This window comes from Stutzerimonas chloritidismutans, assembly GCF_020783375.1.
GTDB lineage: Bacteria > Pseudomonadota > Gammaproteobacteria > Pseudomonadales > Pseudomonadaceae > Stutzerimonas > Stutzerimonas kunmingensis.
The window spans coordinates 2613060-2638157 of the sequence record NZ_CP086067.1; the positions used below are offsets into that span (position 1 = coordinate 2613060).

The following is a 25098-nucleotide window of genomic DNA, read 5'->3' on the forward strand; positions in this document are numbered from 1 at the left end:
ACAACACCGGGCGCAAGGCCCGGTGCAAATATCACTCAACGCTGCTTGATGGTCATCTGCCGGCGCTCGAACTCGACGATGCGCTGGCGGTAGTGCTCGATGGTCTGGGCGGTGAGAACGCTGCGCTGGTCATCCTTCAGCTCGCCATTGAGCTCCTGGGACAGCTTGCGCGCCGCAGCAACCATGACATCGAAAGCCTGCTTGGGATGGCGTGGGCCGGGCAGACCGAGGAAGAAGCTCACGGCCGGCGTGGTGAAGTGATCGATGTCGTCCAGGTCGAAAGTACCAGGCTTGACGGCATTGGCCATGGAGAACAGCACCTCGCCATTGCCGGCCATGCTTTCGTGGCGATGGAAGATATCCATTTCGCCGAAGCGCAGGCCACTCTCGAGAATGTTCTGCAGCAGCGCCGGACCACGGAAACCGTGAGGATCACGGCAAATGACGTTGATGACGAGTACTTCCTCGACGGGCGCCAGTTCCTTCTGCGGCTGGTCTTTCCCTTCCTCGTCATCACCAACAACCGGATCGAGCAGCGTGGGTACGGGCTCGTCGCTGTTGAGCTGGAGGTCGCCCTGAAAGGGTTCGTTCTGCCGGCGCTTCTTGCCGGACTCGCGCGCGCTCATCGTCGGCATGTCGCCCTCATCCAGAGAAGGCTCATGATCGCGATTAACCACACGCGCCGGGCCTAGAAGCTCCGGAGAATCGTCGGCATCGGGAAGGTTGGAGAGGCTGCGGTCCAGCTTGAATTTCAGCTTACCCTTGCCACCGCGCATGCGACGCCAGCCGTCGAACAGAATGCCGGCAATGACAATGATGCCGATGACGATCAGCCACTCGCGCAGACCGATATCCATTAATGCTTTAACCTCTGAATTCGATGATAAAGACGCAACGAACAGTCACTTGGGACTGCTTCAAGCGCATCGCAAAAATTGTGCTCTAAGCTAGCACGACGAACGGTAACTTTGCACCGTGCGGTAGTTCTCTTTTTATAGCGTTCCTTGTATCAAAAATGCTCAAACACGCGGCTTAATCCTAGGCTTCGACGAGTGCAACGGCCTGTTCGACGTCGACCGTCACCAGGCGTGAGCAGCCCGGCTCATGCATGGTCACACCCATCAGCTGATCGGCCATTTCCATGGCGATCTTGTTGTGGGTGATGTAGATGAATTGCACTTTCTCCGACATCTCCTTCACCAAGCGCGCGTATCGACCGACGTTCGCATCATCCAGCGGTGCGTCAACCTCATCGAGCATGCAGAACGGCGCGGGATTGAGCTGGAAGATGGCAAAAACCAGCGCCAGCGCCGTCAACGCCTTTTCGCCACCGGAAAGCAGGTGAATGGTGCTGTTCTTCTTCCCGGGCGGGCGCGCCATGATCGCCACCCCGGTATCGAGTAAATCTTCTCCGGTAAGTTCCAGATAGGCATTGCCGCCGCCGAACACTTTCGGGAAAAGCGCCTGTAGGCCACCGTTGATCTGATCGAAGGTCTCTTTGAAGCGGTTGCGAGTTTCCCGGTCGATCTTGCGGATGACGTTTTCCAGCGTATCCAGCGCCTCGACCAGATCATCGTTCTGCGCATCGAGGTAACGTTTGCGTTCCGATTGCTGCTGGTACTCATCGATCGCCGCGAGGTTGATCGGGCCCAGGCGCTGAATGCGCTGGCCAAGGCGCTCCAGCTCCGCCTCCCAACGCGGCTCGTCTGCATCGGCAGGGAGCGTGCCAAGCACGCCATGCAGATCGTAGCCGTCCTCCTGCAGCTGGTCCTGCAACGACTTGCGGCGGACGCTCAGCCCTTGCCAATCCAGCCTTTGCTGCTCCAGCTGCCCACGTAGCAGCTGCGCTTGCTGCTCGGCCTGAGTGCGGCGTTTTTCGGCATCACGCAGCTCGCGGTCGGCGTCTTCCAGGGCCAGTCGCGCATGCTTGAGTTCGTCTTCGACCCCCATGCGCCGCTCCAGCAGCTCTTCGAGCTTCATGCGCAGTTCTTCCAGCGGTGCCTCGCCCTCCTCCAGGTTCAGCGTCAGCTGCTCGCGGCGCTCGATGGCACGTTCGAACTGTTGCTCCAATCGCTCCAGCGCCTGCCGGGTGGACTCGTACTGCGCTTTGAGCGAACCGACCCGCAACGCCAGCTGATGCGCCTGGTCCTTGTGCTGACGGGCATCCTGGCGAATGCGATCGAGCCGCTCGCGAATGCCGTCGCGACTGGCCAGCAATGTCTCGCGCTGCTCGGTGTCCTGGGCCATCGCATCCAGCGCGTCCTGTAGTTGCAGACGCGCCTCGCCGAGCTGTTCGGTCTCGATCTCGCGCTGTTCGTTCTGCTCGGAAAGCTCTTCATCCAGACGCTGGCGGCGCAGCGCCAACTGCTCGAGGCGCGCTTGCCCGGCAGATAGCTGCGCCTTGAGATCGCTATGGCTGCGAGCTTCCTCCTGCTGCCGACGACGCTGCTGCTCGCGCTCGTCTTCGAGACGGGCCTGATCACTACGCAACTCAGCGATGCGCTCTTCAACTGCCGCCAAGGCGGTTTCACGCTCTTCGCGCTCTGCCTGTAACCGCTCCAGTTCCTGCCCGCGGGCGAGCACACCGGATTCGGCCTCGCTGGCGCGCCGCACCCGCAGAAAATGCCGACCGACCCAGTAGCCGTCGCGGCTTACCAGGCTTTCGCCATCGTTGAGACCCGAGCGCGCGGCCAGCGCCTGCTCCAGCGAATCGACCGGACGCACATTGCCCAGCCAGGGCGACAGATCCAGAGCAGACTCGACCAGATCGAGCAAGCTACCAGCGCGGCGCGCACCGCCATTTGCAGGGCTGACCAGCCGCAGGTCGCCCTGCTCGAAGCCCTCGAACTCGATCGCCGCAAAATCATCCAGCAGCACGGCATGCAGATCGGCGCCCAGCACGGTTTCCACCGCCACTTCCCAACCGGGCTCGACACGCAGCCCTTCGGCTAGGCGCGGGCGCTTTTCCAACCCGTGCTCACGCAGCCACTCGCCGACGCCTTTGCCGGGATCCCTCGCCGCCTGCTGCAGCGCCTCCAGCGAGGCGATGCGGCCATTCAGACGCTGCAGATCCCCCTGCGCCTGCTGCTGCGCCTGGGTCGCCTGCTGCAACGCTTCACGCAATTGCTCCAGGCGTTCATTGAGCGCATCGCCGGCCGCGGCAAGCGCTTCGAGATCGAGCTCACTGGCGGCAAGCTGCTCGCCCAGCTCGAGAATCGCCACATCTTCAGGATCGGTAGCCAGCAGCGCACGTTCGTCATCCAGCCGACGTTGACGTTCGGCCAACCGTTCCAGACTCTGCTCCAGCTGCTGGATGCGCGACTGCTGGACCTCAGCCACGCGGCGTGGCTCAGCGCTGAGCTGATTGAAGCGTTCCCATTGTTCCTGCCAGCCCTGCATGGCCGCTTCAGCCTCTTCCAGCTGGACGGCAGATTCCTCCGCGGCGGCGCCGGAGAGCTCCTGCTCAGGCTCGAGCATCGCCAATTCCTCGCCGAGCGTGGCCAGCAGCGTGCGGTCGTGACCGAGGTGTGATTCGGTCTCCAGACGCGCCTGCTCCGCCTCGCGCAGATCGTCCTGCAACTGACGCAGGCGCTGCTGGCCGTGCTGGATGCTTTGCTCGACCCGGGCGATATCGCCGCCAACCGAATAGAAGCGACCCTGCACCTGGTTGAAGCGCTCGGACAGTTCGTGGTGGCCGTCACGCAAGCGTTCGATGCTCGCATCGGCGTTGCGCTGCTCGGCGACCAGCGCTTCGAAGGCGACTTCCTGATCGCCGATGACCTGCTCGCGCTGGCCGACCTGCTCGTTCAAGGCCTGCCAGCGCAGCGCCGACAGCTGCGCCTTGAGCTGACGCTCTTCGGCCTTGTATTCCTGATACTTCTCCGCCGACTGCGCCTGACGGTGCAGACGTTCGAGCTGGCGTTCCAGCTCTTCGCGCAGGTCGGTCAGGCGAGCCAGGTTCTCGTGCGTCCGACGAATACGGTTCTCGGTTTCGCGCCGGCGCTCCTTGTACTTGGAGATGCCGGCCGCTTCCTCGATGAAGTTGCGCAGGTCCTCGGGCTTGGCCTCGATCAGTTTGGAGATCATGCCCTGCTCGATGATCGAGTAACTGCGCGGCCCGAGCCCGGTGCCGAGGAAGATATCGGTGATATCGCGGCGCCGGCACTTCACGCCGTTGAGAAAGTAGGTGTTCTGCGAGTCGCGGGTGACGCGGCGGCGGATGGAAATTTCGGCGAAGGCTGCGTACTCACCGGTCAACGTGCCGTCGGAGTTATCGAAGATCAGCTCGATGCTCGCCTGGGTTACCGGCTTGCGCGTGTTAGAGCCATTGAAGATGACGTCCGTCATCGACTCACCACGCAGGTTCTTAGCCGAGCTTTCGCCCATTACCCAGCGCACGGCGTCGATGATATTGGATTTGCCGCAGCCGTTCGGCCCGACCACCGCCGCCATGTTGCTCGGAAAGCTGACGGTGGTGGGATCGACGAAGGATTTGAAGCCGGCGAGTTTGATGCTTTTCAGTCGCATGCGGCCTATCCGTGGCAGTCAGCGTGGGAACGAGCAAGCGGGGTCGCCGTGAACATCGGAAATCCTGGCATGGAATGGGTACTGGCAAGAAGCCAGGGAGTTTATCACGCAGCCTGGCTCCGCTCGCAGCGTGGCGGCGCACAGAACGGTGTGGCAGGTGAAGGCATCCGAACTGCAAGCGGCGCTCGGGCTGGAAAGACGATTCGTCAGCCGCCCGTCATGCTCATGAAGCGCACCACCTGAACCTGCTCATCAGTGCGGAAGTGATGTTTCTCCGGCTTGAGTTGCAGTGCGTCCACCAATGCATTGCGCAGGCGTTCGCCATCGCCCGGATGCCGGCGCATCAGGCTTTTCAGATCCAGCGCGCCCTCGTGGCCGAGGCATAGCACCAGCTTGCCTTCGGCAGTCACGCGGACGCGGTTGCAACTGCCGCAGAAGTTGTTGCTGTGGGGCGAAATGAAGCCGACCTGTGTTTCGCTACCCGCTACCTGCCAGTAACGCGACGGGCCGCCGGTGGCATGACTGCTGCGTACCAGGGTATGCCGCGCCTCGATTCGCTCACGCACTTCGTCGCTGGAACAGAAAGTGATCTGGCGTTGATGACTGGACACGCTACCCAGCGGCATCTCTTCAATGAAGCTGATATCCAGGCCACGCTCGATGGCGAAATCCACCAGATCGAGGATCTCGTCGTCATTGCGCCCCTTCTGCACCACGCTATTGAGCTTGATCCGCTTGAAGCCAGCAGCGCGCGCCGCCTCGATGCCCGCCAGCACCTGATCGAGGCGGTCACGGCGGGTCAGTTCGGCGAAGCGGTCGCGCTTGAGCGAGTCGAGGCTGATGTTCAGGCGCTTCACCCCGGCATCACGCAGCGCCGTCGCCAGACTTGGCAGCTGTGAACCGTTGGTGGTGATGGCCAGGTCTTCGAGCTCGCTGCGCGCGCCCAGTTGCGCCAGCAGGCCGGTCAGACCCTTGCGCACCAACGGCTCACCGCCGGTCACGCGAATGCGTTTGACACCGAGACTGATGAAGGCATCGGCCACGGCATAGAGCTCTTCGAGGGTAAGTATCTGTGCGCGGGGAGCGAAGACCATGTCTTCGCTCATGCAGTAGGTGCAGCGAAAATCGCAGCGATCGGTTACCGATAACCTCAGGTAGGTGATGCGCCGGCCGAACGGGTCGACCAACTGGGAATCGGGCATGGAACTCTCCAACTGCTGGCTGCGCCTGTATTCAGACTATGCGCTAAGCGCGAATCAGGCAAAGTGACGTTACCAACGGCGAGCGGTCCGCGCCACCGCCGGGCATGCAGCATCACAGTCGCAATGCTTTAATGAGCCGCTTTGGCAGGCGACCCGCTCGACCTGCAACCCATGCGAGAGACCACAGCGAATGGATAACGACTCCTTGAAAGCGATGAGCTGGCGCGAACGGCTATACGTCATCATCTTTTTCACCAATACCCCAGCGGGAAAACGCTTCGATACCTGGCTGCTGGTGATTATCCTCGCCAGTCTGGTGGTGGTGATGTTCGACAGCATCGCCTCCTTCAATGAGCGCCACGGCGAGCTGCTGACCACTCTGGAGTGGGGATTCACCACGATATTCGCCCTGGAATACCTGGTGCGCATCTACACCCACCCCGAGCCACGCAAATACATCTTCAGCTTCTACGGCGCGGTGGACCTGCTCTCGGTGCTGCCGGCCTTCATCGCCCTGCTGCTACCCGATGCGCAGTACCTGCTGGTGGTACGCATCGTCCGCATGCTGCGGATTTTCCGTGTACTCAAGCTCACGCCCTACCTGAGCCAGGCGAATTTCCTGCTGGTGGCACTGCAGGGCAGCCGGCAAAAGATCATCGTCTTCCTCGTCAGCGTAACCACCCTGATCATCGTTTACGGCACGCTGATGTATGTGATCGAAGGGCCAGGCAATGGCTTCACCAGCATTCCGATAAGCATCTACTGGGCGGTGGTCACACTGACCACGGTCGGCTTCGGCGACATCGTTCCGCATACGCCATTGGGCAAGGCGCTGGCGACGATGGTGATGATCACTGGTTATTCGATCATCGCCGTGCCGACCGGCATCTTCACCGCCGAGCTGGCGAATGCCATGCGCCAGGACAGCCTGCGCCACAGCTGCCCGACCTGCGACAAGCTCACCCATGAGCCCAATGCGGCCTTCTGCAGTCGCTGCGGCAGCCAGCTGTTCGAGCGACGCGAAGGCGAGGCGCGCGACTGACACGTGCCAACCGTCGCGCGGGCTGGGTTGCCGACCCGCTGCATCGCCAACGGCATGGCGAACTGCCCTGAAGCAGGGCTGTCACATCCTCTGACTCGCGTCAGGCAGGATGGAGACCGGCATGCCCTTGCTCAAACTGCTGCACTTCGCTGCCCTGCTCTGCTGGTGCGGCTCGCTGCTTTATCTCCCGGCGCTGATCGCGGCGGGCACCAAGCGTAGCGATCAGCTCTTCTACCGTGACCATGCACACCTCACCCGCATGGTCTTCACCCTCATCAGCACCCCGGCTGCGCTGCTGGCGATCGGCTCCGGCACGGCGCTGTTCCTGCGCGACGGCACGCTGGCAGGCTGGCTGATCATGAAGCTCACGGTGGTGACGGCGATGGCGCTCTGTCATGCGCTGTGCGGCGTTCTCGTCCTGCGCATCGAACGCGAGCCGGAGCGTGGCGTCACATACCAGTGCATCACCTTGGGCGTGATGGTGCCCGTGCTGATCGCCCTGACTCTGTGGCTGGTGCTGGCCAAGCCCTTCTGACCTCAAGGAACGACCGCCTCGCATGACCGACTCTCCGGCCCGATTCGTATACCCTCAGCGCCATTGCGCGACGCAGCCCGGCATGTCGCCAGGAGACGACTCGATCCGTTGCGACTCGCGCTTACGGCCCATCGCCTTCAACGTCCACACCAACCGCGTGCTCGTAGACCAAGCGCCCGCCGAGAAAGGCCGCCAGCGAGATCAGCACGGCGGTCAGCAGCGACAGGTAGAGACCCCACATGGCATCGCCGTCACCGCGATCCATGCCCTGGTAGCGCAACAGCCAGTTCAGCGAGGCCAGGGAAAGCATCATCACCGCCAGGATCGCATGGCACCACGCGGTCACCTTGCGGCGAATCTGCTGCACGGTGACCAGATCAATAACGCCGGCGACGCTGGCGATCCAGCCGCCGATCGCACCCACACCGGAAAGCCAGAGGCCAGCGCGCCACCAGAATTCGTCAAGCGTCCACAGGTAGGCGAGATCCGCCGGCACCAGGCCGATCAACGCCGCGACGGGGAAGTGAATCATCATCGGGTGCAGCGGATGGCCGGCAATGGCGGCGTTGCTGTTGATCGACTCGCGTTCTGTGGCCATCCGGCCCTCCCAGGCACTGAAGTGAAACGGGCCGCCCGGTGGTCGAGACGAGGCGGCAACCCTTTCAAATGGACCACGCTGGCGCTGGCAGTTCCTTTACTCGCGGCCTGCGACGGTCCGCAATCGGCGCTTTCACCTGCCGGCCCGATGGCCCGCGACGTGGCGAACGTCTGGTGGGCGATGTTCGGCTTTTCCGTGGTGGTGCTGCTGGTAGTGAGCGCGCTGTGGATCTACGCGATGCTGCGCCGCCCGCGAACGCACACCGCCGAAGAAGCCAAACGGATCAATCGTCGCTGGATCATCGGCGGCGGCCTGATCCTGCCCACCGTCACCATCATCGCCCTGCTGGCGTTCGGCATTCCCACCGGGCGCGGCATGCTGCCGTTGCCGGTCGAAGGCGAGCAACCGCTGCGCATCCAGGTTATCGGCCACCAATGGTGGTGGGAGGTGCGCTACCCGGAAAGCGAGGTGGTGACGGCCAACCAATTCATCCTGCCGGTCGATCGCCCGGTGGACGTCGAGGTCACCAGCGCCGACGTGATCCACTCGTTCTGGGTGCCACGCTTCGGCGGCAAGCTGGACATGGTTCCCGGCCGGACCAACACCCTGCGCGTGCAGGCCTCGCAGACCGGAATTTTCCGCGGGCAATGCTCGGAGTTCTGCGGCAGCCAGCATGCGCACATGATTCTGCACGTGGAGGCGCTGGAAGCTGACGCTTTTGCCAGCTGGATCAAGGCCCGCCGTGAGCTGCAGCACCAGCCACCCAGCGGCGATGCCGGTCGCGTCTTCGCTGAGCGCTGCGGGCAATGCCACCGCGTCACGGGCGTCAGCGAGGGCAATCGCGCACCGGACCTGAGCGATCTCGCCACCCGTCCGACCCTCGGCGCCGGCGTGATCGCCAACGATGCGGACGGCCTGCGCCGCTGGCTGAGCGATCACCAGAGCCTCAAGCACGGCAACGCCATGCCGCGGCACGACGACATTCCCGAAGAAACCCTCGGCCAGCTTGCCGACTGGCTGGAGACACTCGCTCCATGACACCGACCCCGAAGAGTGGCGCGCCCGCTACCGATCTCGACCAGTTGCAGGACCAGTTCAACGAGGTCTGGGGCAACCCCCGCGGTTGGCGCGCGCTGACCATCGTCAACCACACCAGCATCGGTCTGCGCTTTCTGGTCACCGGCGCCTTCTTTTTCCTCGTCGGCGGTTTGCTGGCGATGCTGATCCGCACGCAGCTCGCGCTGCCCGGCTACGAGCTGATGGAGCCGGACGTCTACAACCAGGTCTTCACCATGCACGGCACGGTGATGATGTTCCTCTTCGCGGTGCCGATGATGGAGGGGTTGGCGGTCTACCTGATCCCGAAGATGATCGGTGCCCGCGACCTGGTTTTCCCGCGCCTTTCCGCCCTGGGCTACTACTGCTACCTGTTCGGCGGGCTGATCCTGCTGTCGAGCATCTTTCTCGACGTCGCGCCCAAGGCCGGCTGGTTCATGTACACGCCGCTGTCCAGCTCGGCACATACCCCTGGGGTGAACTCGGATTTCTGGCTGCTGGGCATCACCTTCGTCGAGATTTCCGCGGTATCCGCCGGTGTCGAACTGGTGGTATCGATCCTGCGCACCCGCACCAACGGCATGGCGCTGCACAAGATGCCGCTGTACGCCTGGTACATCCTGGTGATGGCGATGATGATCGTGGTCGGCTTTCCGCCGCTGATCCTCGGCTCCATCCTGCTGGAACTGGAACGCGCGGCCGGCATGCCGTTCTTCGATGTCGCCCGCGGTGGCGATCCGGTGCTCTGGCAGCACCTGTTCTGGCTGTTCGGTCACCCGGAGGTGTACATCATCTTCCTGCCCGGCGCCGGCATCGTCTCCACGCTGATTCCAGTGTTCTGCCAGCGCCCGCTGGTGGGCTACCGCTGGGTCGTGCTGGGCGTACTGACCACCGGCTTCATCAGCTTCGGACTATGGGTACACCACATGTTCACGGTGGGCATCCCGCAGCTGGCCACGGCGTTCTTCTCGGCCGCGAGCATGCTGGTGGCAATCCCCACCGGCGTGCAGATTTTCGCCTGGCTGGCGACGCTCTGGCTCGGCAAGCCGGTGTACAGAGTGCCAATGCTCTGGCTGGTGGGCTTTCTGATCGTCTTCGTCGCCGGCGGCCTGACCGGGGTAATGCTGGCGCTGGTGCCGTTCGACTGGCAGGTACACGACACCCATTTCGTCGTCGCGCACATGCACTACGTACTGGTGGGCGGCATGTTGTTCCCGCTGATGGCCGGTCTGTACTACTGGCTGCCGCACTTCTCCGGGCGCATGCCCTCGGAAAAGCTCGGCCGCTGGGGCTTCTGGCTGTTCTTCATCGGCTTCAACGTGACCTTCATGATCATGCACTGGACGGGCCTGATCGGCATGCCACGGCGCGTCTACACCTATGACACCGGCCTCGGCTGGGACATGCCCAACCTGGTGTCGTCGATCGGCAGCTTCATCATGGCCGTGGGTGTCGCCACCATCCTGCTGGACATCATCCTGCATTTCCGCTTCGGCATCCCGGCACCGAAGAATCCCTGGAAAGCCGATACCCTCGAGTGGGCCACCAGCCTGCCGCCCAGCGCGTACAACTTCGTCAGCCTGCCCGATGTGACGGACCGTCATCCGCTGTGGAAAGACCCGGACCTGCCCGACAGCATCGCCCGCGGCGAACATGCGCTGACGGTGATCGACCACGGTCGACGGGAGACCTGGGGCAGTGATCCGCTGACGGGCAAGGTCCGCGAGATCATTCATTTGCCTGGCAACAGCTGGCTGCCGTTCATTGCCTCGGTGTTCCTTGCAGTGCTCTGCCTGAGCCTGCTGAACAAGGCGTACATCCTCGCGATCATCGCCACCGTGGCAACGCTGATCGTGCTGCTGCGCTGGTCCTGGGAAAACGGCGCCCATCCTGCTGCCGCGCCGGACGCCCATACCCAACCGGGCGAGCCACCGCTGCACTCACGCACCTTCGACGGACCGGGCCTATGGGGCATGGGCGTGACGCTGCTGGCCAATGGTGCGCTGTACCTTTCGCTGCTGTTCGGCTGGTTCTATCTGTGGACCGTGTCGCCGCAATGGCAGGTGCCGGACAGCGACCTGAACGGTTGGTTGATGCTGGCCAGCACCGTGTTACTGAGTGCCGGCACGCTCTGGCTGCACCAGCTGATCAAGCGTCTGCGCGCCGGTATGCATTGCGGGCTGATGGGGCAACTTGCCGTGTTGGCGATCGTCGCCTTCATTCAATCGGCGCTGCTGCTCTGGCTGATGCTGTCGGCCGGCCTGGCGCCGACCGAAACCGCCCACGATGCAGTGATCTTCGTGATGCTGGCGTACAACCTGATTCACTGCACGCTGGCAGCCGTACTGACCGGACTGCAGGCGTGGCGGGTAGCCCTCGGTTACGTGGGCGACAAGGCGCCATACGAGCCCATCGTGGTCGAGCAGCTCTGGTACTACAACCTGGGTGTGCTGTGGGTCAGCTATGCGGCGATCGTGTTGTTCCCGGCGACCTGGGGAGGTGCCTGATGGCCTATGCACGCACGTCACCCTTTCACCCGGTGCAGATCCCGATCGGCCTGATCATCTGGAGCCTGTGGTTTGTCGCGATGTACGGTGGCCAGGCGGTGATCTGCAAGGTAAGCCCACCGGACCCCGCGGACGGCGTGTGGAACTGGCTGAACGGCAGCCTCGGCGTGCTGACCCTGCTTACCCTGACGCTGTTGCTCTGGCTAGCGCGTTACTTCTGGCGCCTGTCGCGACCACCGCATGAGCTAAACGAGCGGCAGCAGTTCGTCACCAAGCTGGCTGCCGGTATTCACTTCATTGCGGCGCTCGCCACCCTGTTCGTCGGCATTCCGCTGCTGCAGATTCCGCCATGCCTGTAATTCGGCCGCCGATGCGCTGGGCAGCCGCTGCAGCCTTGACCGCCATCTTCCTGCCGGTATCGGCGCAGGCCCATGGCCTTTTCGATGCCCACCTGCTGGACCGCGCGCCATTGCTGCTCACGGCGGTGCTGGTCGCGGCCGCCTGGCTGCTCTATGTGCTGGGCGCCCGCAAGGTACCGCCGCGGCGGAGCGAGGCCCTCTGCTTTCACAGCGCCATGCTGCTGGCGGTGTTCTCGGTTTTCGGCCCCATCGACGACTGGGCGGAAAGCAGCACCAGCTGGCACATGACCCAGCACATGCTGTTCATCATCGTGATCGCGCCGCTGTGGGCGCTGGCCCGGCCGCTGCCGCAATGGCGCGGCGTCACCGGCCGCTTTGCCCAGCCGCTGTGGACTGGCATTCTGCGCGCCGGCCGCTACCCCACGCTGCTGGCGCTGCTGCATGGTGCGATCATCTGGATCTGGCACACGCCGAAGCTCTATGTGCTGGCGCTGGACAACCTCTGGTGGCACGCTTTCGAACATGCGTGCTTTCTGTTCACCGGCTGGCTGTTCTGGTGGTCGGTGCTGCGCGCCAATCCGAAGCAGGTGCCCCAGGCGTTGATGGCCGTGTTGCTGACGCTGATGCACACCGGCCTGCTGGGCGCCCTGCTCACCTTCGGCACCGTCTCGTTCTATGGCGAAGGTCGCTCGGTGGACGACCAGCAACTCGCCGGCCTGATCATGTGGGTACCCGGTGGGCTTATCTATCTGATCGGCGGGGGCTGGATCGCCTGGCGCTGGCTGACCCGCATGTGGCGGCGCCAGCAAACGGGTGCTGCCCGGGAGGAGCTGGGCTGAGGCTGCGAACGAGCCTGCAGCCGCGTCGCTCACTCGCTCTTCTTGCGAATCCAGTAGAGGTAGGTGCCAGCCGCTTCCTGCTGCTCGACCAGGTCATGGCCGAGAAAGATGCAGAACTTCGGAATATCTCTCTGGGTCGAGGGATCGGTCGCGATCACCTTGAGCAGCGCACCACCGGCCAGATCGCGCACCTTGTTGTGCAACATCATCACCGGCTCGGGGCAGTTCAGGCCGCTGGCATCGAGCACGGCATCGACGGACATTTCAGCTGATTGGGTCATCTTGGGCTCCGGAAAACTGGCGTGCATTGTTACGCATGCGCGCAGGCGGGTCATCCGCTGGCTGATCAGAGACGCCGCAGGTGGCAGGTCACCTCTTCGCGGTCGTGGTACAGCTGCTTGCAGCCGATGCTGGTCTTGACGCCGCGCGCGGCCAGGCCATCGGCGATGCGCTCCAGCAGCCGCTTGACCTCGGCATAGCGCTGCTTCATCGGCAGTTTGAGGTTGACCACCGCTTCGCGGCACAGGCCTTCGCCGATCCAGGTTTCCAGCAGCGCCGCATTGCGCGCCGGCTTTTCGACGATATCGCAGACCATCCAGTTCACCGGCTTGCGCGGACGGAACGTGAAGCCGTCGGCACGGAAATGTTCGACCAGCCCGGAATCCATCAGCTCGGCGTTCATCGGGCCGTTGTCCACAGCGCTGACCTTGATGTGTCGGTTGACCAGCTGCCAGGTCCAGCCACCCGGCGCTGCGCCGAGATCGACGCCGGTCATGCCCGCCGCCAAACGCGCATCCCACTGGTCGCGCGGGATGAAATGGTGCCAGGCCTCCTCCAGCTTTAGCGTGGATCGACTGGGCGCCTGGCGCGGGAACTTCAGTCGCGGGATGCCCATCGGCCACAAGGCGCTGTTGTTCACCTCGGCAATACCGACGAACACCTCACGGCCACTCTTGAAGGTCAACAACAGTCGCGGGCCGTTGCCCTGCTCGTCGAGGCGGCCGGCCTTGATCAGCGCCTTGCGCAGTGGCGCCTCGAACTTGCGGCAGAAGTTGGAAAGTTCCTTGCCATCGTTGGTGTCCAGCACTTCCAGCCACAAGCCACTGCAGACCGGATAAGCCGCCAGGTACTCCAGCAATACGCTGATACGATCCGTTTCAGGAAGTTGCAGGTACTCGCCGCGCGCCCATTGCCGCGGAAAGATCAGTTCGGCGAAACGCAGCTTTCGCATCAGCCGCTCGGCGCCGCCGCTTTCGCTGCAGATGAATTCCGCACAGGCACTCTCGGGCCGCGCCTTGGCGTAGCCGGCCACTTCCAGGACGGCGGCGTGCTCGCTGATTTCCGCGCATACCTCGCCCTCGAAACCGGGGCGGCAATGCAGCAGCAATGTGTTCATGTTCGAATCCTGTCAGCGGTCGGGCCAGCGCCAAAGCCGCGCATCATAGCCGACCACGGGAACCCTCGCCTGCATGACCCGGTCCAGTGCAGTAGCGAAGCCCCATGGGTTTCACCGCTCGTTCATCAGCCAGCCCTTACCGTGTGGGCACAAGGAGATGAGGAATGCCTTCCCTGGATAGCCTGAATTGCCGCCGCAGCCTCGAAGTTGCCGGCAAGACCTACCACTACTACAGCCTGCCCGACGCAGCCGCCCAACTCGGCGATATCAGCCGCCTGCCCACGTCACTGAAGGTGCTGCTGGAGAATCTGCTGCGCTGGGAAGACAACCAGACGGTGCGCGCCGACGACCTGAAATCCCTGGTGCGCTGGCTGGATACGCGCAGCTCCACGATGGAGATCCAGTACCGCCCTGCCCGCGTACTGATGCAGGACTTCACCGGCGTCCCGGCAGTCGTCGATCTTGCAGCCATGCGCGACGCCGTGGCCAAGGCCGGCGGCGATCCGCAGAAGATCAACCCGCTGTCGCCGGTGGATCTGGTCATCGATCACTCGGTGATGGTCGACCGTTTCGGCAACGATCAGGCATTCGAGCAGAACGTCGAGATCGAGATGCAGCGCAACGGCGAACGCTACGAGTTCCTGCGCTGGGGCCAGCAGGCCTTCGACAACTTCGCCGTGGTGCCGCCGGGCACCGGCATCTGTCACCAGGTGAATCTGGAATACCTCGGTCAGGTGGTCTGGACCCGTGAAGAGAACGGCGAAACCTATGCCTATCCGGACACCCTGGTCGGCACCGACTCGCACACCACCATGATCAATGGCCTCGGTGTGCTTGGCTGGGGCGTTGGTGGTATCGAGGCCGAGGCGGCAATGCTCGGCCAGCCGGTGTCGATGCTGATCCCTGAAGTGATCGGCTTCCGCCTGACCGGCAAGCTCAACGAGGGTGTCACCGCCACCGACCTGGTGCTGACCGTAACGCAGATGCTGCGCAAGCACGGCGTGGTCGGAAAGTTCGTCGAGTTCTTCGGCCCCGGCCTGGATCACCTGCCGCTGGCCGACCGCGCCACCATCGGCAACATGGCCCCGGAATACGGCGCCACGTGCGGCTTCTTCCCGGTCGACCAGGTGACCATCGATTACCTGCGCCTGACAGGCCGCAATGAAGAGCGCATCGCGCTGGTCGAGGCCTACAGCAAGGCCCAGGGCATGTGGCGCGACACCAACTCGCCCGATCCGGAGTTCACCGCTACCCTCGAACTGGACCTGAGCCAGGTTCGACCGTCCGTGGCGGGGCCCAAGCGTCCACAGGATCGAGTGACCCTCGGCGATATCGGCGCGAATTTCGATCTGCTGCTGGAGACCAGCGGGCGCCAGCAACAGGCCGATACCGATTTTGCGGTCGCTGGTGAACAGTTCCAGCTCAAGCATGGCGCAGTAGTGATCGCTGCCATCACCTCCTGCACCAATACTTCGAACCCGAACGTGCTGATGGCCGCCGGCCTGGTCGCCAAGAAGGCCATCGAGCGCGGCCTGCAACGCCAACCCTGGGTCAAAACCTCTCTGGCGCCCGGCTCGAAGGTGGTGACCGACTACCTCGAGCGTGCTGGCCTGACCCGCTATCTCGACGAGCTCGGCTTCAACCTAGTGGGCTACGGCTGCACCACCTGCATCGGCAACTCCGGGCCGCTGCCGGATGCCATCGGCCAGGCGATCACAGATAACGATCTGATCGTTTCTTCCGTACTGTCTGGCAACCGTAACTTCGAAGGGCGCGTACATCCGTTGGTCAAGGCCAACTGGCTGGCCTCGCCGCCGCTGGTGGTCGCCTTTGCACTGGCCGGCACCACACGCATCGACATGGACCGCGAACCGCTGGGCTATGACGCGCAGAACGAGCCGGTGTACCTGAAGGACATCTGGCCAAGCAGCGCGGAAATCGCCGAAGCGGTAGCGAGCATCGATGGCGAAATGTTCCGCAGCCGCTACGCCGACGTGTTCAGCGGCGACGAGCACTGGCAAAAGATTCCGGTCAGCGCCGGGGACACCTACGCGTGGGACGCAGGCTCCAGCTACGTGCAGAACCCACCCTACTTCGAGGATATCGGCCAGGCTCCGACCCCGCCGGCAGAAGTCGAGAACGCTCGCGTACTGGCCTTGTTCGGCGACTCGATCACCACCGACCACATTTCCCCTGCTGGCAATATCAAGGCCAGCTCACCGGCTGGCACCTATTTGCAGTCGCTAGGCGTGGCGCCGGAAGACTTCAACTCCTATGGCTCCCGCCGCGGCAACCACGAGGTGATGATGCGCGGCACCTTCGCCAATATCCGCATCAAGAACGAGATGCTTGGCGGGGAGGAAGGCGGCAACACACTCCATCAGCCGAGTGGCGAGAAGCTTTCGATCTATGATGCAGCCATGCGTTACCAGGCCGAAGGCGTCCCACTGGTAGTGGTCGCCGGCAAGGAGTATGGCACTGGCTCCAGCCGCGACTGGGCGGCCAAGGGCACCAATCTGCTGGGTGTCAAGGCGGTCATCGCAGAGAGCTTCGAGCGTATCCATCGCTCCAACCTGATCGGTATGGGCGTGCTGGCGTTGCAGTTCGTCGATGATCAGACGCGCCAGTCGCTGGGCCTGAACGGTACGGAGAAGTTGTCGATCCGCGGTCTAGGCGCCGATATCGCGCCGCGCCAGATGCTGACCGTGGATGTGGAGCGCGCCGATGGTTCGCGTGACTCGTTCCAGGTGCTGAGCCGCATCGATACGCTCAACGAGGTGCAGTACTTCAAGGCTGGCGGGATTCTGCACTACGTGCTGCGCCAGCTGATCGGGAGCTGATCGAAACCGGAAACGCCGATGCGATTCCTTTCGCATCGGCGTCCGCCGGTCCTTCGGCGATTGGTTTCCAGCTGCCCTGACGTCCCTGCCCGCTGCCCGGCTCCCTGAGTTCGCTTCGCATCGCGAAGCACCGGACACGCACCGACAATGCCCAAAACCCGTTACAGAACCATTAAGCCATGGCTGCCGCTGGTCGCCTGTGCGCAGGAGAAGCTGATCCACGGATCAGCTTTCGCTCAAGAACGCCCCTCTCCGGCCGACCAACTGGTCAGCCTGACCCATTAGAAAAACATAAGGTCGGGTGCGACACCCTACGATTCCTCTGCCAGGCGTGATAGTCGATGCGTAACAATCAACCCGTAACTCAGCGCGAATACGCGTTTCCTGACCAGCAACGCCTCATCTCGACCACCGACCTCAAAGGCCAGATCACCTACTGCAACGACATATTTGCCGAGGTCAGCGGCTTCGCACGTGACGAACTGATTCGCGCGCCGCATAACCTGGTGCGCCATCCGGATGTGCCGCCGGCCGTGTTCGACCACATGTGGACGACCCTGAAGCAGGGCAAGCCGTGGATGGGCATCGTCAAGAACCGGCGCAAGACCGGCGACCATTATTGGGTCAACGCCTACGTCACGCCCATTTTCGATCAGCAGCGCCAGGTAACAGGCTATGAGTCGGTGCGTACCAAACCGACCCGCGAACAGGTTCAGCGAGCCGAAGCCCTGTATGCGCGCATCAATTCCGGCAAGTCCGGCGTGCCCCGCCGCGACACCTGGCTGCCCGTATTGAGCAAATGGCTACCATTTCTGGTCATCAGCCAGATCGGGTTTCTGGTCGGGGCCAGCTTCGATCATGCATTGGGGTTCATCGCCGCCGCGCTGCTGGCCGTACCGTTCGGCCTGGTCGCGCTGCACTGGCAGCAACGTGGCATAAAGCGCCTGTTGCAGCTGGCGAGCGAGAGCACCAGTGACCCACTCATCGCGCGTATGTATACCGACAGCAGCGGCGTCGAAGCCCAGCTGGAAATGGCGATGCTCAGTCAGCATGCGCACCTGAAGACCTGCCTCACGCGCTTGCAGGACATGGCCGTGCAGTTGCAGGGCCAAGCCAAACAGGCCGACTCGCTGGCACAGAACTGCGCCAATGGCCTGATGCAGCAGCATCAGGAAACCGAGCAGGTCGCAACGGCGATCAACGAGATGGCCGCGACGACGCAGGAGGTCGCCGGCAACGTAGCGCTGGCCGCCGACGCGACCCGAGAGGCCAGCCGCCTCACCGATCAGGGCCGTGCGGTCACTGCCGAGACACGCAAGGCCATTCAGCAGCTATCCGAGTCCGTCGCCAAGACGGGCGAGGCGGTCAACCAACTGGCCAACGACAGCGAGGCGATCGGCAGCGTGGTCGATGTGATCAAGAGCATCGCCGACCAGACCAACCTGCTGGCACTCAACGCCGCGATCGAGGCTGCGCGTGCCGGTGAAAGTGGCCGCGGCTTCGCGGTAGTCGCCGACGAAGTCCGCCAGCTTGCCCAACGAACGGCCAGTGCCACGGGTGAGATCCATCAACTGATCGAGAAGCTTCAGTCGCAGGCGCGCCACGCCGTGCAGACCACCGAGGATGGCCGCGTGCATGCGACGCGCGGCGTCGATCAGGTGGTCCAGGCCGATCAGGCCCTCAGCGGGATCAATGAGGCGATGGGCAATATCATCGACATGACCACGCAGATCGCGTCCGCGACGGAGCAGCAGAGCGCGGTGGCCGACGAGATCAGCAACAATGTCAGCACCATCGCCCAGCTGGCCGAACAGACCACCGGTGACGCGCGCAGCTCAGCGCTGCTCAGCGAGGACCTCGCCGCCACGGCGCAAGGGCAGTACGCCCTGGTCGAGCGCTTCAACCGCTAGGAAAAGCCGCAGCCGGTATCGCTCGATCCGGCTGCAGGCAGCGCTCAGTGCGAGATCACGCCCTGGAGAAACGCGGCAATCGCATCGGCAGTACTGTCGAGGTGCTGGTCGTGGCTCAGGCCCGAGCGTTTCAGCGGTTTGAGATCGTGATCGGCGGCGGCCAGCCAGTGCAGCGCAATCGCCGGGGATAGCGCGTACTGCTCCACCGTTTCATGATCACCCAAGGCGTCGCGCTCACCCTGGACAACCAGGGTCGGCGTCTGCAGCGTGGCGAGATGCGCCACCCGAGGCTTTTCCGGCTTGCCGGCGGCATAGAACGGATAACCCAGGCAGACCAGCGCGTCCGCGCCCAACTCATCGGCCAGCAAACTGGCCATTCGCCCCCCCATCGACTTGCCACCGATGGCCAGCGGTCCTGTGGCCTGCTGTCGCACCAGGGCATGGACTTCACGCCATTGGGCCAACAATTGAGCCTGTGGACTGGGCGGCCGCTTGCCTGCCCCGGCACGTCGCGCCGCCATGTAGGCGAACTCGAATCGGCAAACCGCTATCCCGCGCGCAGCAAGGCGCGCAGCCATTTGCTCCATGAACGGGCTGTCCATCGGTGCGCCTGCACCATGCGCCAGGATCAGGCTCACCCAGGCGCCGCCAGACGGCTGGTTCCACCTGACGAGATGCCCTTTGTCACTTTGTGTGTATTGATCCGTGTCAATACCGGCAGATTGCCCTTTCCCCATCCTTGCCCCGCTTTCTATTAGAAAGAAAAAAACTGCTCATTACCCGTGGATGGAAGCCCATACATGAACACAGCAACCAGTACCGCCTACAGTTACAAGGTGGTCCGCCAATTCGCCATCATGACGGTGGTGTGGGGAATCGTCGGGATGGGGCTCGGCGTTTTCATCGCAGCACAATTGGCCTGGCCATTTCTGAACCTTGACCTCCCCTGGACCAGTTTCGGTCGTCTACGTCCATTGCACACCAACGCGGTGATCTTCGCCTTCGGCGGCTGTGCTCTGTTCGCAACGTCCTACTACTCGGTACAGCGTACCTGTCAGACCACACTGTTCGCGCCGAAGTTGGCCGCGTTCACGTTCTGGGGCTGGCAGCTGGTCATCCTGCTCGCCGCGATCTCCCTGCCGCTGGGCTTCACCAGCTCCAAGGAATATGCGGAACTGGAGTGGCCGATCGACATCCTGATCACCATCGTCTGGGTGGCCTATGCGGTCGTCTTCTTCGGTACGCTGGCGACGCGCAAGGTCAAGCACATCTACGTCGGTAACTGGTTCTTCGGCGCCTTCATCCTGACCGTGGCCATTCTGCACATCGTCAACAACCTGGAAATTCCGGTCAGTGCGATGAAGTCCTACTCGCTGTATGCCGGTGCGACCGATGCGATGGTGCAATGGTGGTACGGCCACAACGCCGTGGGCTTCTTCCTCACCGCCGGCTTCCTCGGGATCATGTACTACTTCGTGCCGAAGCAGGCCGAACGTCCGGTGTATTCCTATCGCCTGTCGATCGTCCACTTCTGGGCACTGATCACCGTCTACATCTGGGCCGGTCCGCACCACCTGCACTACACCGCCCTGCCGGATTGGGCGCAGAGCCTGGGCATGGTGATGTCGCTGATTCTGCTGGCTCCCAGCTGGGGCGGCATGATCAACGGCATGATGACCCTCTCGGGCGCCTGGCACAAACTGCGCAGCGACCCGATCCTGCGCTTCCTGGTGGTTTCGCTGGCGTTCTACGGCATGTCGACCTTCGAAGGTCCGATGATGGCCATCAAGACCGTCAACGCCCTCTCGCACTACACCGACTGGACCATCGGCCACGTACACGCCGGCGCCCTCGGCTGGGTTGCCATGGTGTCCATCGGCGCGCTGTATCACCTGATTCCGAAGGTCTTCGGCCGCGCTCAGATGCACAGCGTCGCGCTGATCAACACCCACTTCTGGCTGGCCACCATCGGCACCGTGCTCTACATCGCCTCGATGTGGGTCAACGGTATCGCCCAGGGCCTGATGTGGCGCGCGATCAACGACGACGGCACGCTGACCTACTCCTTCGTCGAAGCACTGGAAGCCAGCCACCCCGGTTTCGTGGTGCGGATGATCGGTGGCGCGATCTTCTTCGCCGGCATGCTGGTGATGGCCTACAACACCTGGCGCACCGTGCAGGCTGCCAAGCCCGCCGAGTACGACGCTGCCGCGCAGATCGCCTGAGGAGCCTAGGTAAATGAAATCGCACGAGAAACTAGAAAAGAACGTCGGGCTGTTGACCCTGTTCATGATCCTGGCGGTGAGCATCGGTGGTCTGACCCAGATCGTCCCGCTGTTCTTCCAGGACGCCGTCAACGAGCCGGTCGAAGGCATGAAGCCCTACACCGCGCTGCAGCTGGAAGGCCGCGATCTGTACATCCGCGAAGGCTGCGTCGGCTGCCACTCGCAGATGATCCGTCCGTTCCGCGCTGAAACCGAGCGTTACGGCCACTACTCGGTCGCTGGCGAAAGCGTCTATGACCATCCGTTCCTGTGGGGCTCCAAGCGTACCGGTCCGGACCTGGCCCGTGTCGGTGGCCGCTACTCCGATGACTGGCACCGCGCGCACCTGTACAACCCGCGCAACGTAGTGCCCGAGTCGAAGATGCCGTCCTACCCGTGGCTGGTCGAGAACACCCTCGACGGCAAGGACACCGCCAAGAAGATGTCGGCACTGCGCACCCTCGGTGTGCCGTACACCGAAGAGGACATCGCCGGCGCTCGCGACTCCGTCAATGGCAAGACCGAGATGGACGCCATGGTGGCCTATCTTCAGGTGCTCGGCACGGCTCTGACCAACAAGCGCTAATCGCACAGCCAAGAAAAATGACGGCTGGCTTCGCAGCCGTCAGGGACTTCAATCGCGGACAGCCAGAGTTGCTCGGGCTGTCCAGGAGTAGCACATGAGCACTTTCTGGAGTGGATACATCGCCCTGCTGACGCTGGGCACCATCGTCGCTCTGTTCTGGCTGATCTTCGCCACCCGCAAGGGCGAGTCGGCCGGCACCACGGACCAAACGATGGGTCATGCCTTCGACGGCATCGAGGAATACGACAACCCGCTGCCGCGCTGGTGGTTCCTGCTGTTCATCGGCACCCTGGTGTTCGGCATCCTTTACCTCGTGCTCTATCCGGGCCTGGGTAACTGGAAAGGCGTACTGCCCGGCTACGAGGGTGGCTGGACTCAGGAAAAGCAGTGGGAGCGCGAGGTCGCTCAGGCCGATGAAAAATACGGTCCGATCTTCGCCAAGTACGCTGCCATGTCAGTGGAAGAAGTCGCTCAGGACGAGCAAGCCGTGAAGATGGGTGCTCGCCTGTTCGCCAACTACTGCGCCATCTGCCATGGTTCCGATGCCAAGGGCTCCCTGGGCTTCCCGAACCTGGCTGACCATGACTGGCGCTGGGGTGGTGATGCAGCCTCGATCAAGACCAGCATCCTCAACGGCCGTATCGCAGCAATGCCGGCCTGGGGTCAGGCTATCGGCGAGGAAGGCGTGAAGAACGTGGCAGCCTTCGTCCGCAAGGAACTCGCTGGCCTGGCGCTGCCGGAAGGCACCGACGCTGATCTGGGCAAAGGCAAAGAGGTCTATGCACAGACCTGCTCCGTCTGCCACGGCCAGGGTGGAGAAGGTATGGCGGCACTGGGTGCGCCGAATCTTCAGCATGCCTCCGGCTGGATCTACGGCTCGAGCCTCGCCCAGCTGCAGCAGACCATCCGCCACGGCCGCAACGGCCAGATGCCTGCCCAGCAGCAGTACCTGGGCGACGACAAGGTTCACCTGCTCGCCGCCTACGTCTACAGCTTGTCGCAGAAACCGGAACAACTCGCCAAGCAGTAAGTCGTAAAAGGGCGGTACACTCGTACCGCCCTTCTCGCCTTGTCTTCAGGCAACTCTCGTCGTGCTGCGACCATCTGTCGCATCATCAGCCGACCGAAGACCTTCCCCGCCCGCCCACGCACTTCTAAGCTTTGCTTCCGACTCGCCGCGCCACCTAGAAGCATAAGGCGAACTCGGTATTTCTGGCGCACCGGCCTGGTGCGAAACGTCCCTGCGCAGCGCATGGAAAACGCTTTAAATCAGGGTTTTGGCCAGCAAAGAGAGCCCGGGCGTCGTTTGCATTGCCCCCATGCTTTCTCCATACTTGCCGCCGTTTTTGCCTTCGAAAATGCCATTAGCGTGGAAGCCTTGCATGAGCACAGCAATAAGTGAGACTGCTTATAACTATAAGGTGGTTCGCCAATTCGCCATCATGACGGTGGTATGGGGAATCATCGGGATGGGCCTGGGTGTTTTGATCGCCGCGCAGTTGGTGTGGCCCTCGCTCAACTTCGACCTGCCGTGGACGAGCTTCGGCCGTCTACGACCATTGCACACAAACGCGGTGATCTTCGCATTCGGTGGTTGCGCACTGTTTGCCACGTCCTATTACGTGGTTCAGCGCACTTGCCAGGCGCGTCTGTTCTCCGACGGACTCGCGGCCTTCACCTTCTGGGGTTGGCAGGCTGTGATCGTGCTTGCAGTCATCACGCTTCCACAGGGCTTCACCAGCTCCAAGGAATACGCGGAACTGGAGTGGCCGATCGACATCCTGATCACGCTGGTGTGGGTGTCGTACATCGGCGTGTTCTTCGGCACGATCATGAAGCGCAAGGCCAAGCACATCTATGTGGGTAACTGGTTCTTCGGCGCGTTCATCCTGGTTACGGCGATGCTGCACATCGTCAACAACCTGGAAATCCCGGTGTCCTGGTTCAAGTCCTACTCGATCTATTCGGGTGCGACCGACGCGATGGTGCAATGGTGGTACGGCCACAACGCCGTGGGCTTCTTCCTGACCACCGGCTTCCTGGGCATGATGTATTACTTCGTGCCGAAGCAGGCCGAGCGCCCGGTGTATTCCTATCGCCTGTCGATCGTTCACTTCTGGGCGCTGATCACCCTTTATATCTGGGCCGGTCCGCACCACCTGCACTACACCGCTCTGCCGGATTGGGCGCAGAGCCTGGGCATGGTGATGTCGATCATCCTGCTGGCTCCGAGCTGGGGCGGCATGATCAACGGCATGATGACCCTCTCGGGCGCCTGGCATAAGCTGCGCACCGATCCGATCCTGCGCTTCCTGGTGGTTTCGCTGGCGTTCTACGGTATGTCGACCTTCGAAGGTCCGATGATGGCGATCAAGACCGTCAACGCCCTCTCGCACTACACCGACTGGACCATCGGCCACGTACACGCCGGCGCCCTCGGCTGGGTTGCGATGATCACCATCGGCTCCATGTACCACCTGATCCCGAAAGTGTTCGGTCGCGAGCAGATGCACAGCATCGGCCTGATCAATGCGCACTTCTGGCTGGCCACCATCGGCACCGTGCTCTACATCGCCTCGATGTGGGTCAACGGCATCACCCAGGGTCTGATGTGGCGCGCAATCAACGAAGACGGCACGCTGACCTACTCCTTCGTCGAGGCACTGGAAGCCAGCCACCCCGGCTTCATCGTCCGTGCACTGGGCGGTGCCTTCTTCCTCGCCGGCATGCTGCTGATGGCCTACAACACCTGGCGCACTGTGCGTGCCGCCAAAGCAGCTCAGTACGACGCTGCTGCGCAGATCGCTTGAGGAACGGATAGATGAAGAATCACGAAGTACTCGAAAAGAACATTGGTCTGCTGACCCTGTTCATGATCCTGGCGGTGAGCATCGGTGGTCTGACCCAGATCGTCCCGCTGTTCTTCCAGGACGCCGTCAACGAGCCGGTCGAAGGCATGAAGCCCTACACCGCGCTGCAGCTGGAAGGCCGCGACCTGTACATCCGCGAAGGCTGCGTCGGCTGCCACTCGCAGATGGTGCGTCCGTTCCGCGCTGAAACCGAGCGTTACGGCCACTACTCGGTCGCTGGCGAAAGCGTCTATGACCATCCGTTCCTGTGGGGCTCCAAGCGTACCGGTCCGGACCTGGCCCGTGTCGGTGGCCGCTACTCCGATGACTGGCACCGCGCGCACCTGTACAACCCGCGCAATGTAGTGCCCGAGTCGAAGATGCCGTCCTACCCGTGGCTGGTCGAGAACACCCTCGACGGCAAGGACACCGCCAAGAAGATGTCGGCACTGCGCACTCTCGGCGTGCCGTACACCGAAGAAGACATCGCCGGCGCCAAGGATGCCGTCCGTGGCAAGACCGAAATGGACGCCATGGTGGCTTACCTGCAAGTACTCGGCACTGCACTCACCAACAAACGGTAACGCA

Annotated in this window: 20 protein-coding genes; 13 read left to right on the plus strand and 7 right to left on the minus strand. The window is 62.8% G+C overall.

The window, feature by feature from the left end:
• Positions 1–35: 35 nt before the first annotated feature.
• The 3 genes from zipA to moaA form a co-directional block, all read right to left on the minus strand.
• Entirely contained in the window at positions 36–857 is an 822-nt protein-coding gene (zipA, locus tag LLJ08_RS12020; protein WP_023446294.1) for a cell division protein ZipA, read from the minus strand.
• 181 nt (positions 858–1038) lie between these two features.
• The gene (gene smc, locus LLJ08_RS12025; protein ID WP_228207118.1) at positions 1039–4527 is read right to left on the minus strand and encodes a chromosome segregation protein SMC; all 3489 of its coding nucleotides are present in this window, start codon (positions 4525–4527) and stop codon (positions 1039–1041) included.
• Between the two features lie 206 nt (positions 4528–4733).
• Complete coding sequence (gene moaA, locus LLJ08_RS12030) at positions 4734–5729, minus strand: GTP 3',8-cyclase MoaA (RefSeq protein ID WP_228207119.1); 996 nt, start codon at positions 5727–5729, stop codon at positions 4734–4736.
• A 190-nt stretch (positions 5730–5919) separates the two neighbouring features.
• Here moaA and LLJ08_RS12035 point away from each other — a divergent pair, with 190 nt between their 5' ends.
• Both LLJ08_RS12035 and LLJ08_RS12040 read left to right on the plus strand, forming a co-directional pair.
• The gene (locus tag LLJ08_RS12035; protein WP_228207120.1) at positions 5920–6771 is read left to right on the plus strand and encodes an ion transporter; all 852 of its coding nucleotides are present in this window, start codon (positions 5920–5922) and stop codon (positions 6769–6771) included.
• A gap of 121 nt (positions 6772–6892) precedes the next feature.
• On the plus strand, positions 6893–7306 hold the full coding sequence (locus tag LLJ08_RS12040; protein WP_003285474.1) for a CopD family protein: 414 nt from the start codon (positions 6893–6895) through the stop codon (positions 7304–7306).
• Between the two features lie 121 nt (positions 7307–7427).
• Here LLJ08_RS12040 and LLJ08_RS12045 read toward each other — a convergent pair whose 3' ends face one another.
• Positions 7428–7904, minus strand: coding sequence for a DUF2231 domain-containing protein (locus LLJ08_RS12045; protein WP_003285475.1), 477 nt, complete (start codon positions 7902–7904; stop codon positions 7428–7430).
• Positions 7905–8051: 147 nt separating this feature from the next.
• On the opposite strand from LLJ08_RS12045, the gene coxB reads away from it, so the two are divergent.
• Genes coxB through LLJ08_RS12065 form a run of 4 tightly spaced genes read left to right on the plus strand, consistent with a single transcriptional unit; the run spans position 8052 to position 12665 of the window.
• A complete protein-coding gene (gene coxB / locus LLJ08_RS12050; RefSeq protein ID WP_228207121.1) occupies positions 8052–8942 on the plus strand; it encodes a cytochrome c oxidase subunit II in 891 nt (296 codons plus the stop codon).
• Positions 8939–11467: a cytochrome c oxidase subunit I gene (gene ctaD, locus LLJ08_RS12055; protein WP_228207122.1), complete on the plus strand. Its 2529-nt coding sequence runs from the start codon at positions 8939–8941 to the stop codon at positions 11465–11467. The genes coxB and ctaD overlap by 4 nt, the downstream gene beginning before the upstream one ends.
• Positions 11467–11826 (plus strand): hypothetical protein, encoded by a 360-nt coding sequence (locus LLJ08_RS12060; RefSeq protein WP_090519705.1) that lies wholly within the window; start codon positions 11467–11469, stop codon positions 11824–11826. The genes ctaD and LLJ08_RS12060 overlap by 1 nt, the downstream gene beginning before the upstream one ends.
• Before the next feature lie 11 nt (positions 11827–11837).
• A complete protein-coding gene (locus LLJ08_RS12065) occupies positions 11838–12665 on the plus strand; it encodes a cytochrome c oxidase assembly protein (protein WP_014820498.1) in 828 nt (275 codons plus the stop codon).
• Between the two features lie 29 nt (positions 12666–12694).
• Here the strand turns inward: LLJ08_RS12065 and tusA are convergent, their stop codons facing one another.
• Positions 12695–12946, minus strand: a complete 252-nt coding sequence (tusA, locus tag LLJ08_RS12070) for a sulfurtransferase TusA (protein ID WP_014820499.1) — start codon at positions 12944–12946, stop codon at positions 12695–12697.
• A 65-nt stretch (positions 12947–13011) separates the two neighbouring features.
• Positions 13012–14061 carry a 23S rRNA (cytidine(2498)-2'-O)-methyltransferase RlmM gene (gene rlmM / locus LLJ08_RS12075; protein ID WP_228207123.1) on the minus strand — a complete coding sequence of 350 codons (1050 nt, stop codon included), beginning with the start codon at positions 14059–14061 and terminating at the stop codon, positions 13012–13014.
• 164 nt (positions 14062–14225) lie between these two features.
• On the opposite strand from rlmM, the gene acnA reads away from it, so the two are divergent.
• The gene (gene acnA, locus LLJ08_RS12080) at positions 14226–16901 is read left to right on the plus strand and encodes an aconitate hydratase AcnA (protein ID WP_228207124.1); all 2676 of its coding nucleotides are present in this window, start codon (positions 14226–14228) and stop codon (positions 16899–16901) included.
• A gap of 341 nt (positions 16902–17242) precedes the next feature.
• Positions 17243–18811, plus strand: coding sequence for a methyl-accepting chemotaxis protein (locus LLJ08_RS12085; RefSeq protein ID WP_228207125.1), 1569 nt, complete (start codon positions 17243–17245; stop codon positions 18809–18811).
• Between the two features lie 44 nt (positions 18812–18855).
• Here the strand turns inward: LLJ08_RS12085 and LLJ08_RS12090 are convergent, their stop codons facing one another.
• A complete protein-coding gene (locus tag LLJ08_RS12090) occupies positions 18856–19548 on the minus strand; it encodes an alpha/beta family hydrolase (RefSeq protein WP_101275581.1) in 693 nt (230 codons plus the stop codon).
• Positions 19549–19611: 63 nt separating this feature from the next.
• On the opposite strand from LLJ08_RS12090, the gene ccoN (LLJ08_RS12095) reads away from it, so the two are divergent.
• From ccoN (LLJ08_RS12095) to ccoO (LLJ08_RS12115), 5 genes are all read left to right on the plus strand, one after another.
• Entirely contained in the window at positions 19612–21036 is a 1425-nt protein-coding gene (gene ccoN, locus LLJ08_RS12095) for a cytochrome-c oxidase, cbb3-type subunit I (RefSeq protein ID WP_041014122.1), read from the plus strand.
• A 13-nt stretch (positions 21037–21049) separates the two neighbouring features.
• On the plus strand, positions 21050–21661 hold the full coding sequence (gene ccoO / locus LLJ08_RS12100; protein WP_044316406.1) for a cytochrome-c oxidase, cbb3-type subunit II: 612 nt from the start codon (positions 21050–21052) through the stop codon (positions 21659–21661).
• A 94-nt stretch (positions 21662–21755) separates the two neighbouring features.
• Positions 21756–22691, plus strand: a complete 936-nt coding sequence (gene ccoP / locus LLJ08_RS12105; RefSeq protein ID WP_045665509.1) for a cytochrome-c oxidase, cbb3-type subunit III — start codon at positions 21756–21758, stop codon at positions 22689–22691.
• A gap of 352 nt (positions 22692–23043) precedes the next feature.
• Complete coding sequence (ccoN, locus tag LLJ08_RS12110) at positions 23044–24471, plus strand: cytochrome-c oxidase, cbb3-type subunit I (protein ID WP_003301808.1); 1428 nt, start codon at positions 23044–23046, stop codon at positions 24469–24471.
• A gap of 11 nt (positions 24472–24482) precedes the next feature.
• Positions 24483–25094 (plus strand): cytochrome-c oxidase, cbb3-type subunit II, encoded by a 612-nt coding sequence (gene ccoO / locus LLJ08_RS12115; RefSeq protein WP_041014125.1) that lies wholly within the window; start codon positions 24483–24485, stop codon positions 25092–25094.
• Positions 25095–25098: the final 4 nt, after the last annotated feature.

Excerpts from the sequence above, each read along its gene's own strand:
- LLJ08_RS12040 (WP_003285474.1), top strand. The coding sequence starts at position 6,893 with ATGCCCTTGCTCAAACTGCTGCACTTCGCTGCCCTGCTCTGCTGGTGC.
- ccoO (WP_041014125.1), top strand. The coding sequence starts at position 24,483 with ATGAAGAATCACGAAGTACTCGAAAAGAACATTGGTCTGCTGACCCTG.
- moaA (WP_228207119.1), bottom strand. The coding sequence starts at position 5,729 with ATGCCCGATTCCCAGTTGGTCGACCCGTTCGGCCGGCGCATCACCTAC.
- LLJ08_RS12065 (WP_014820498.1), top strand. The coding sequence starts at position 11,838 with ATGCGCTGGGCAGCCGCTGCAGCCTTGACCGCCATCTTCCTGCCGGTA.
- ccoP (WP_045665509.1), top strand. The coding sequence starts at position 21,756 with ATGAGCACTTTCTGGAGTGGATACATCGCCCTGCTGACGCTGGGCACC.
- LLJ08_RS12035 (WP_228207120.1), top strand. The coding sequence starts at position 5,920 with ATGGATAACGACTCCTTGAAAGCGATGAGCTGGCGCGAACGGCTATAC.
- zipA (WP_023446294.1), bottom strand. The coding sequence starts at position 857 with ATGGATATCGGTCTGCGCGAGTGGCTGATCGTCATCGGCATCATTGTC.
- coxB (WP_228207121.1), top strand. The coding sequence starts at position 8,052 with ATGGCCCGCGACGTGGCGAACGTCTGGTGGGCGATGTTCGGCTTTTCC.
- rlmM (WP_228207123.1), bottom strand. The coding sequence starts at position 14,061 with ATGAACACATTGCTGCTGCATTGCCGCCCCGGTTTCGAGGGCGAGGTA.
- tusA (WP_014820499.1), bottom strand. The coding sequence starts at position 12,946 with ATGACCCAATCAGCTGAAATGTCCGTCGATGCCGTGCTCGATGCCAGC.
- LLJ08_RS12060 (WP_090519705.1), top strand. The coding sequence starts at position 11,467 with ATGGCCTATGCACGCACGTCACCCTTTCACCCGGTGCAGATCCCGATC.
- ccoN (WP_041014122.1), top strand. The coding sequence starts at position 19,612 with ATGAACACAGCAACCAGTACCGCCTACAGTTACAAGGTGGTCCGCCAA.
- LLJ08_RS12085 (WP_228207125.1), top strand. The coding sequence starts at position 17,243 with ATGCGTAACAATCAACCCGTAACTCAGCGCGAATACGCGTTTCCTGAC.
- acnA (WP_228207124.1), top strand. The coding sequence starts at position 14,226 with ATGCCTTCCCTGGATAGCCTGAATTGCCGCCGCAGCCTCGAAGTTGCC.
- LLJ08_RS12090 (WP_101275581.1), bottom strand. The coding sequence starts at position 19,548 with ATGGGGAAAGGGCAATCTGCCGGTATTGACACGGATCAATACACACAA.
- LLJ08_RS12045 (WP_003285475.1), bottom strand. The coding sequence starts at position 7,904 with ATGGCCACAGAACGCGAGTCGATCAACAGCAACGCCGCCATTGCCGGC.
- ccoO (WP_044316406.1), top strand. The coding sequence starts at position 21,050 with ATGAAATCGCACGAGAAACTAGAAAAGAACGTCGGGCTGTTGACCCTG.
- ccoN (WP_003301808.1), top strand. The coding sequence starts at position 23,044 with ATGAGCACAGCAATAAGTGAGACTGCTTATAACTATAAGGTGGTTCGC.
- ctaD (WP_228207122.1), top strand. The coding sequence starts at position 8,939 with ATGACACCGACCCCGAAGAGTGGCGCGCCCGCTACCGATCTCGACCAG.
- smc (WP_228207118.1), bottom strand. The coding sequence starts at position 4,527 with ATGCGACTGAAAAGCATCAAACTCGCCGGCTTCAAATCCTTCGTCGAT.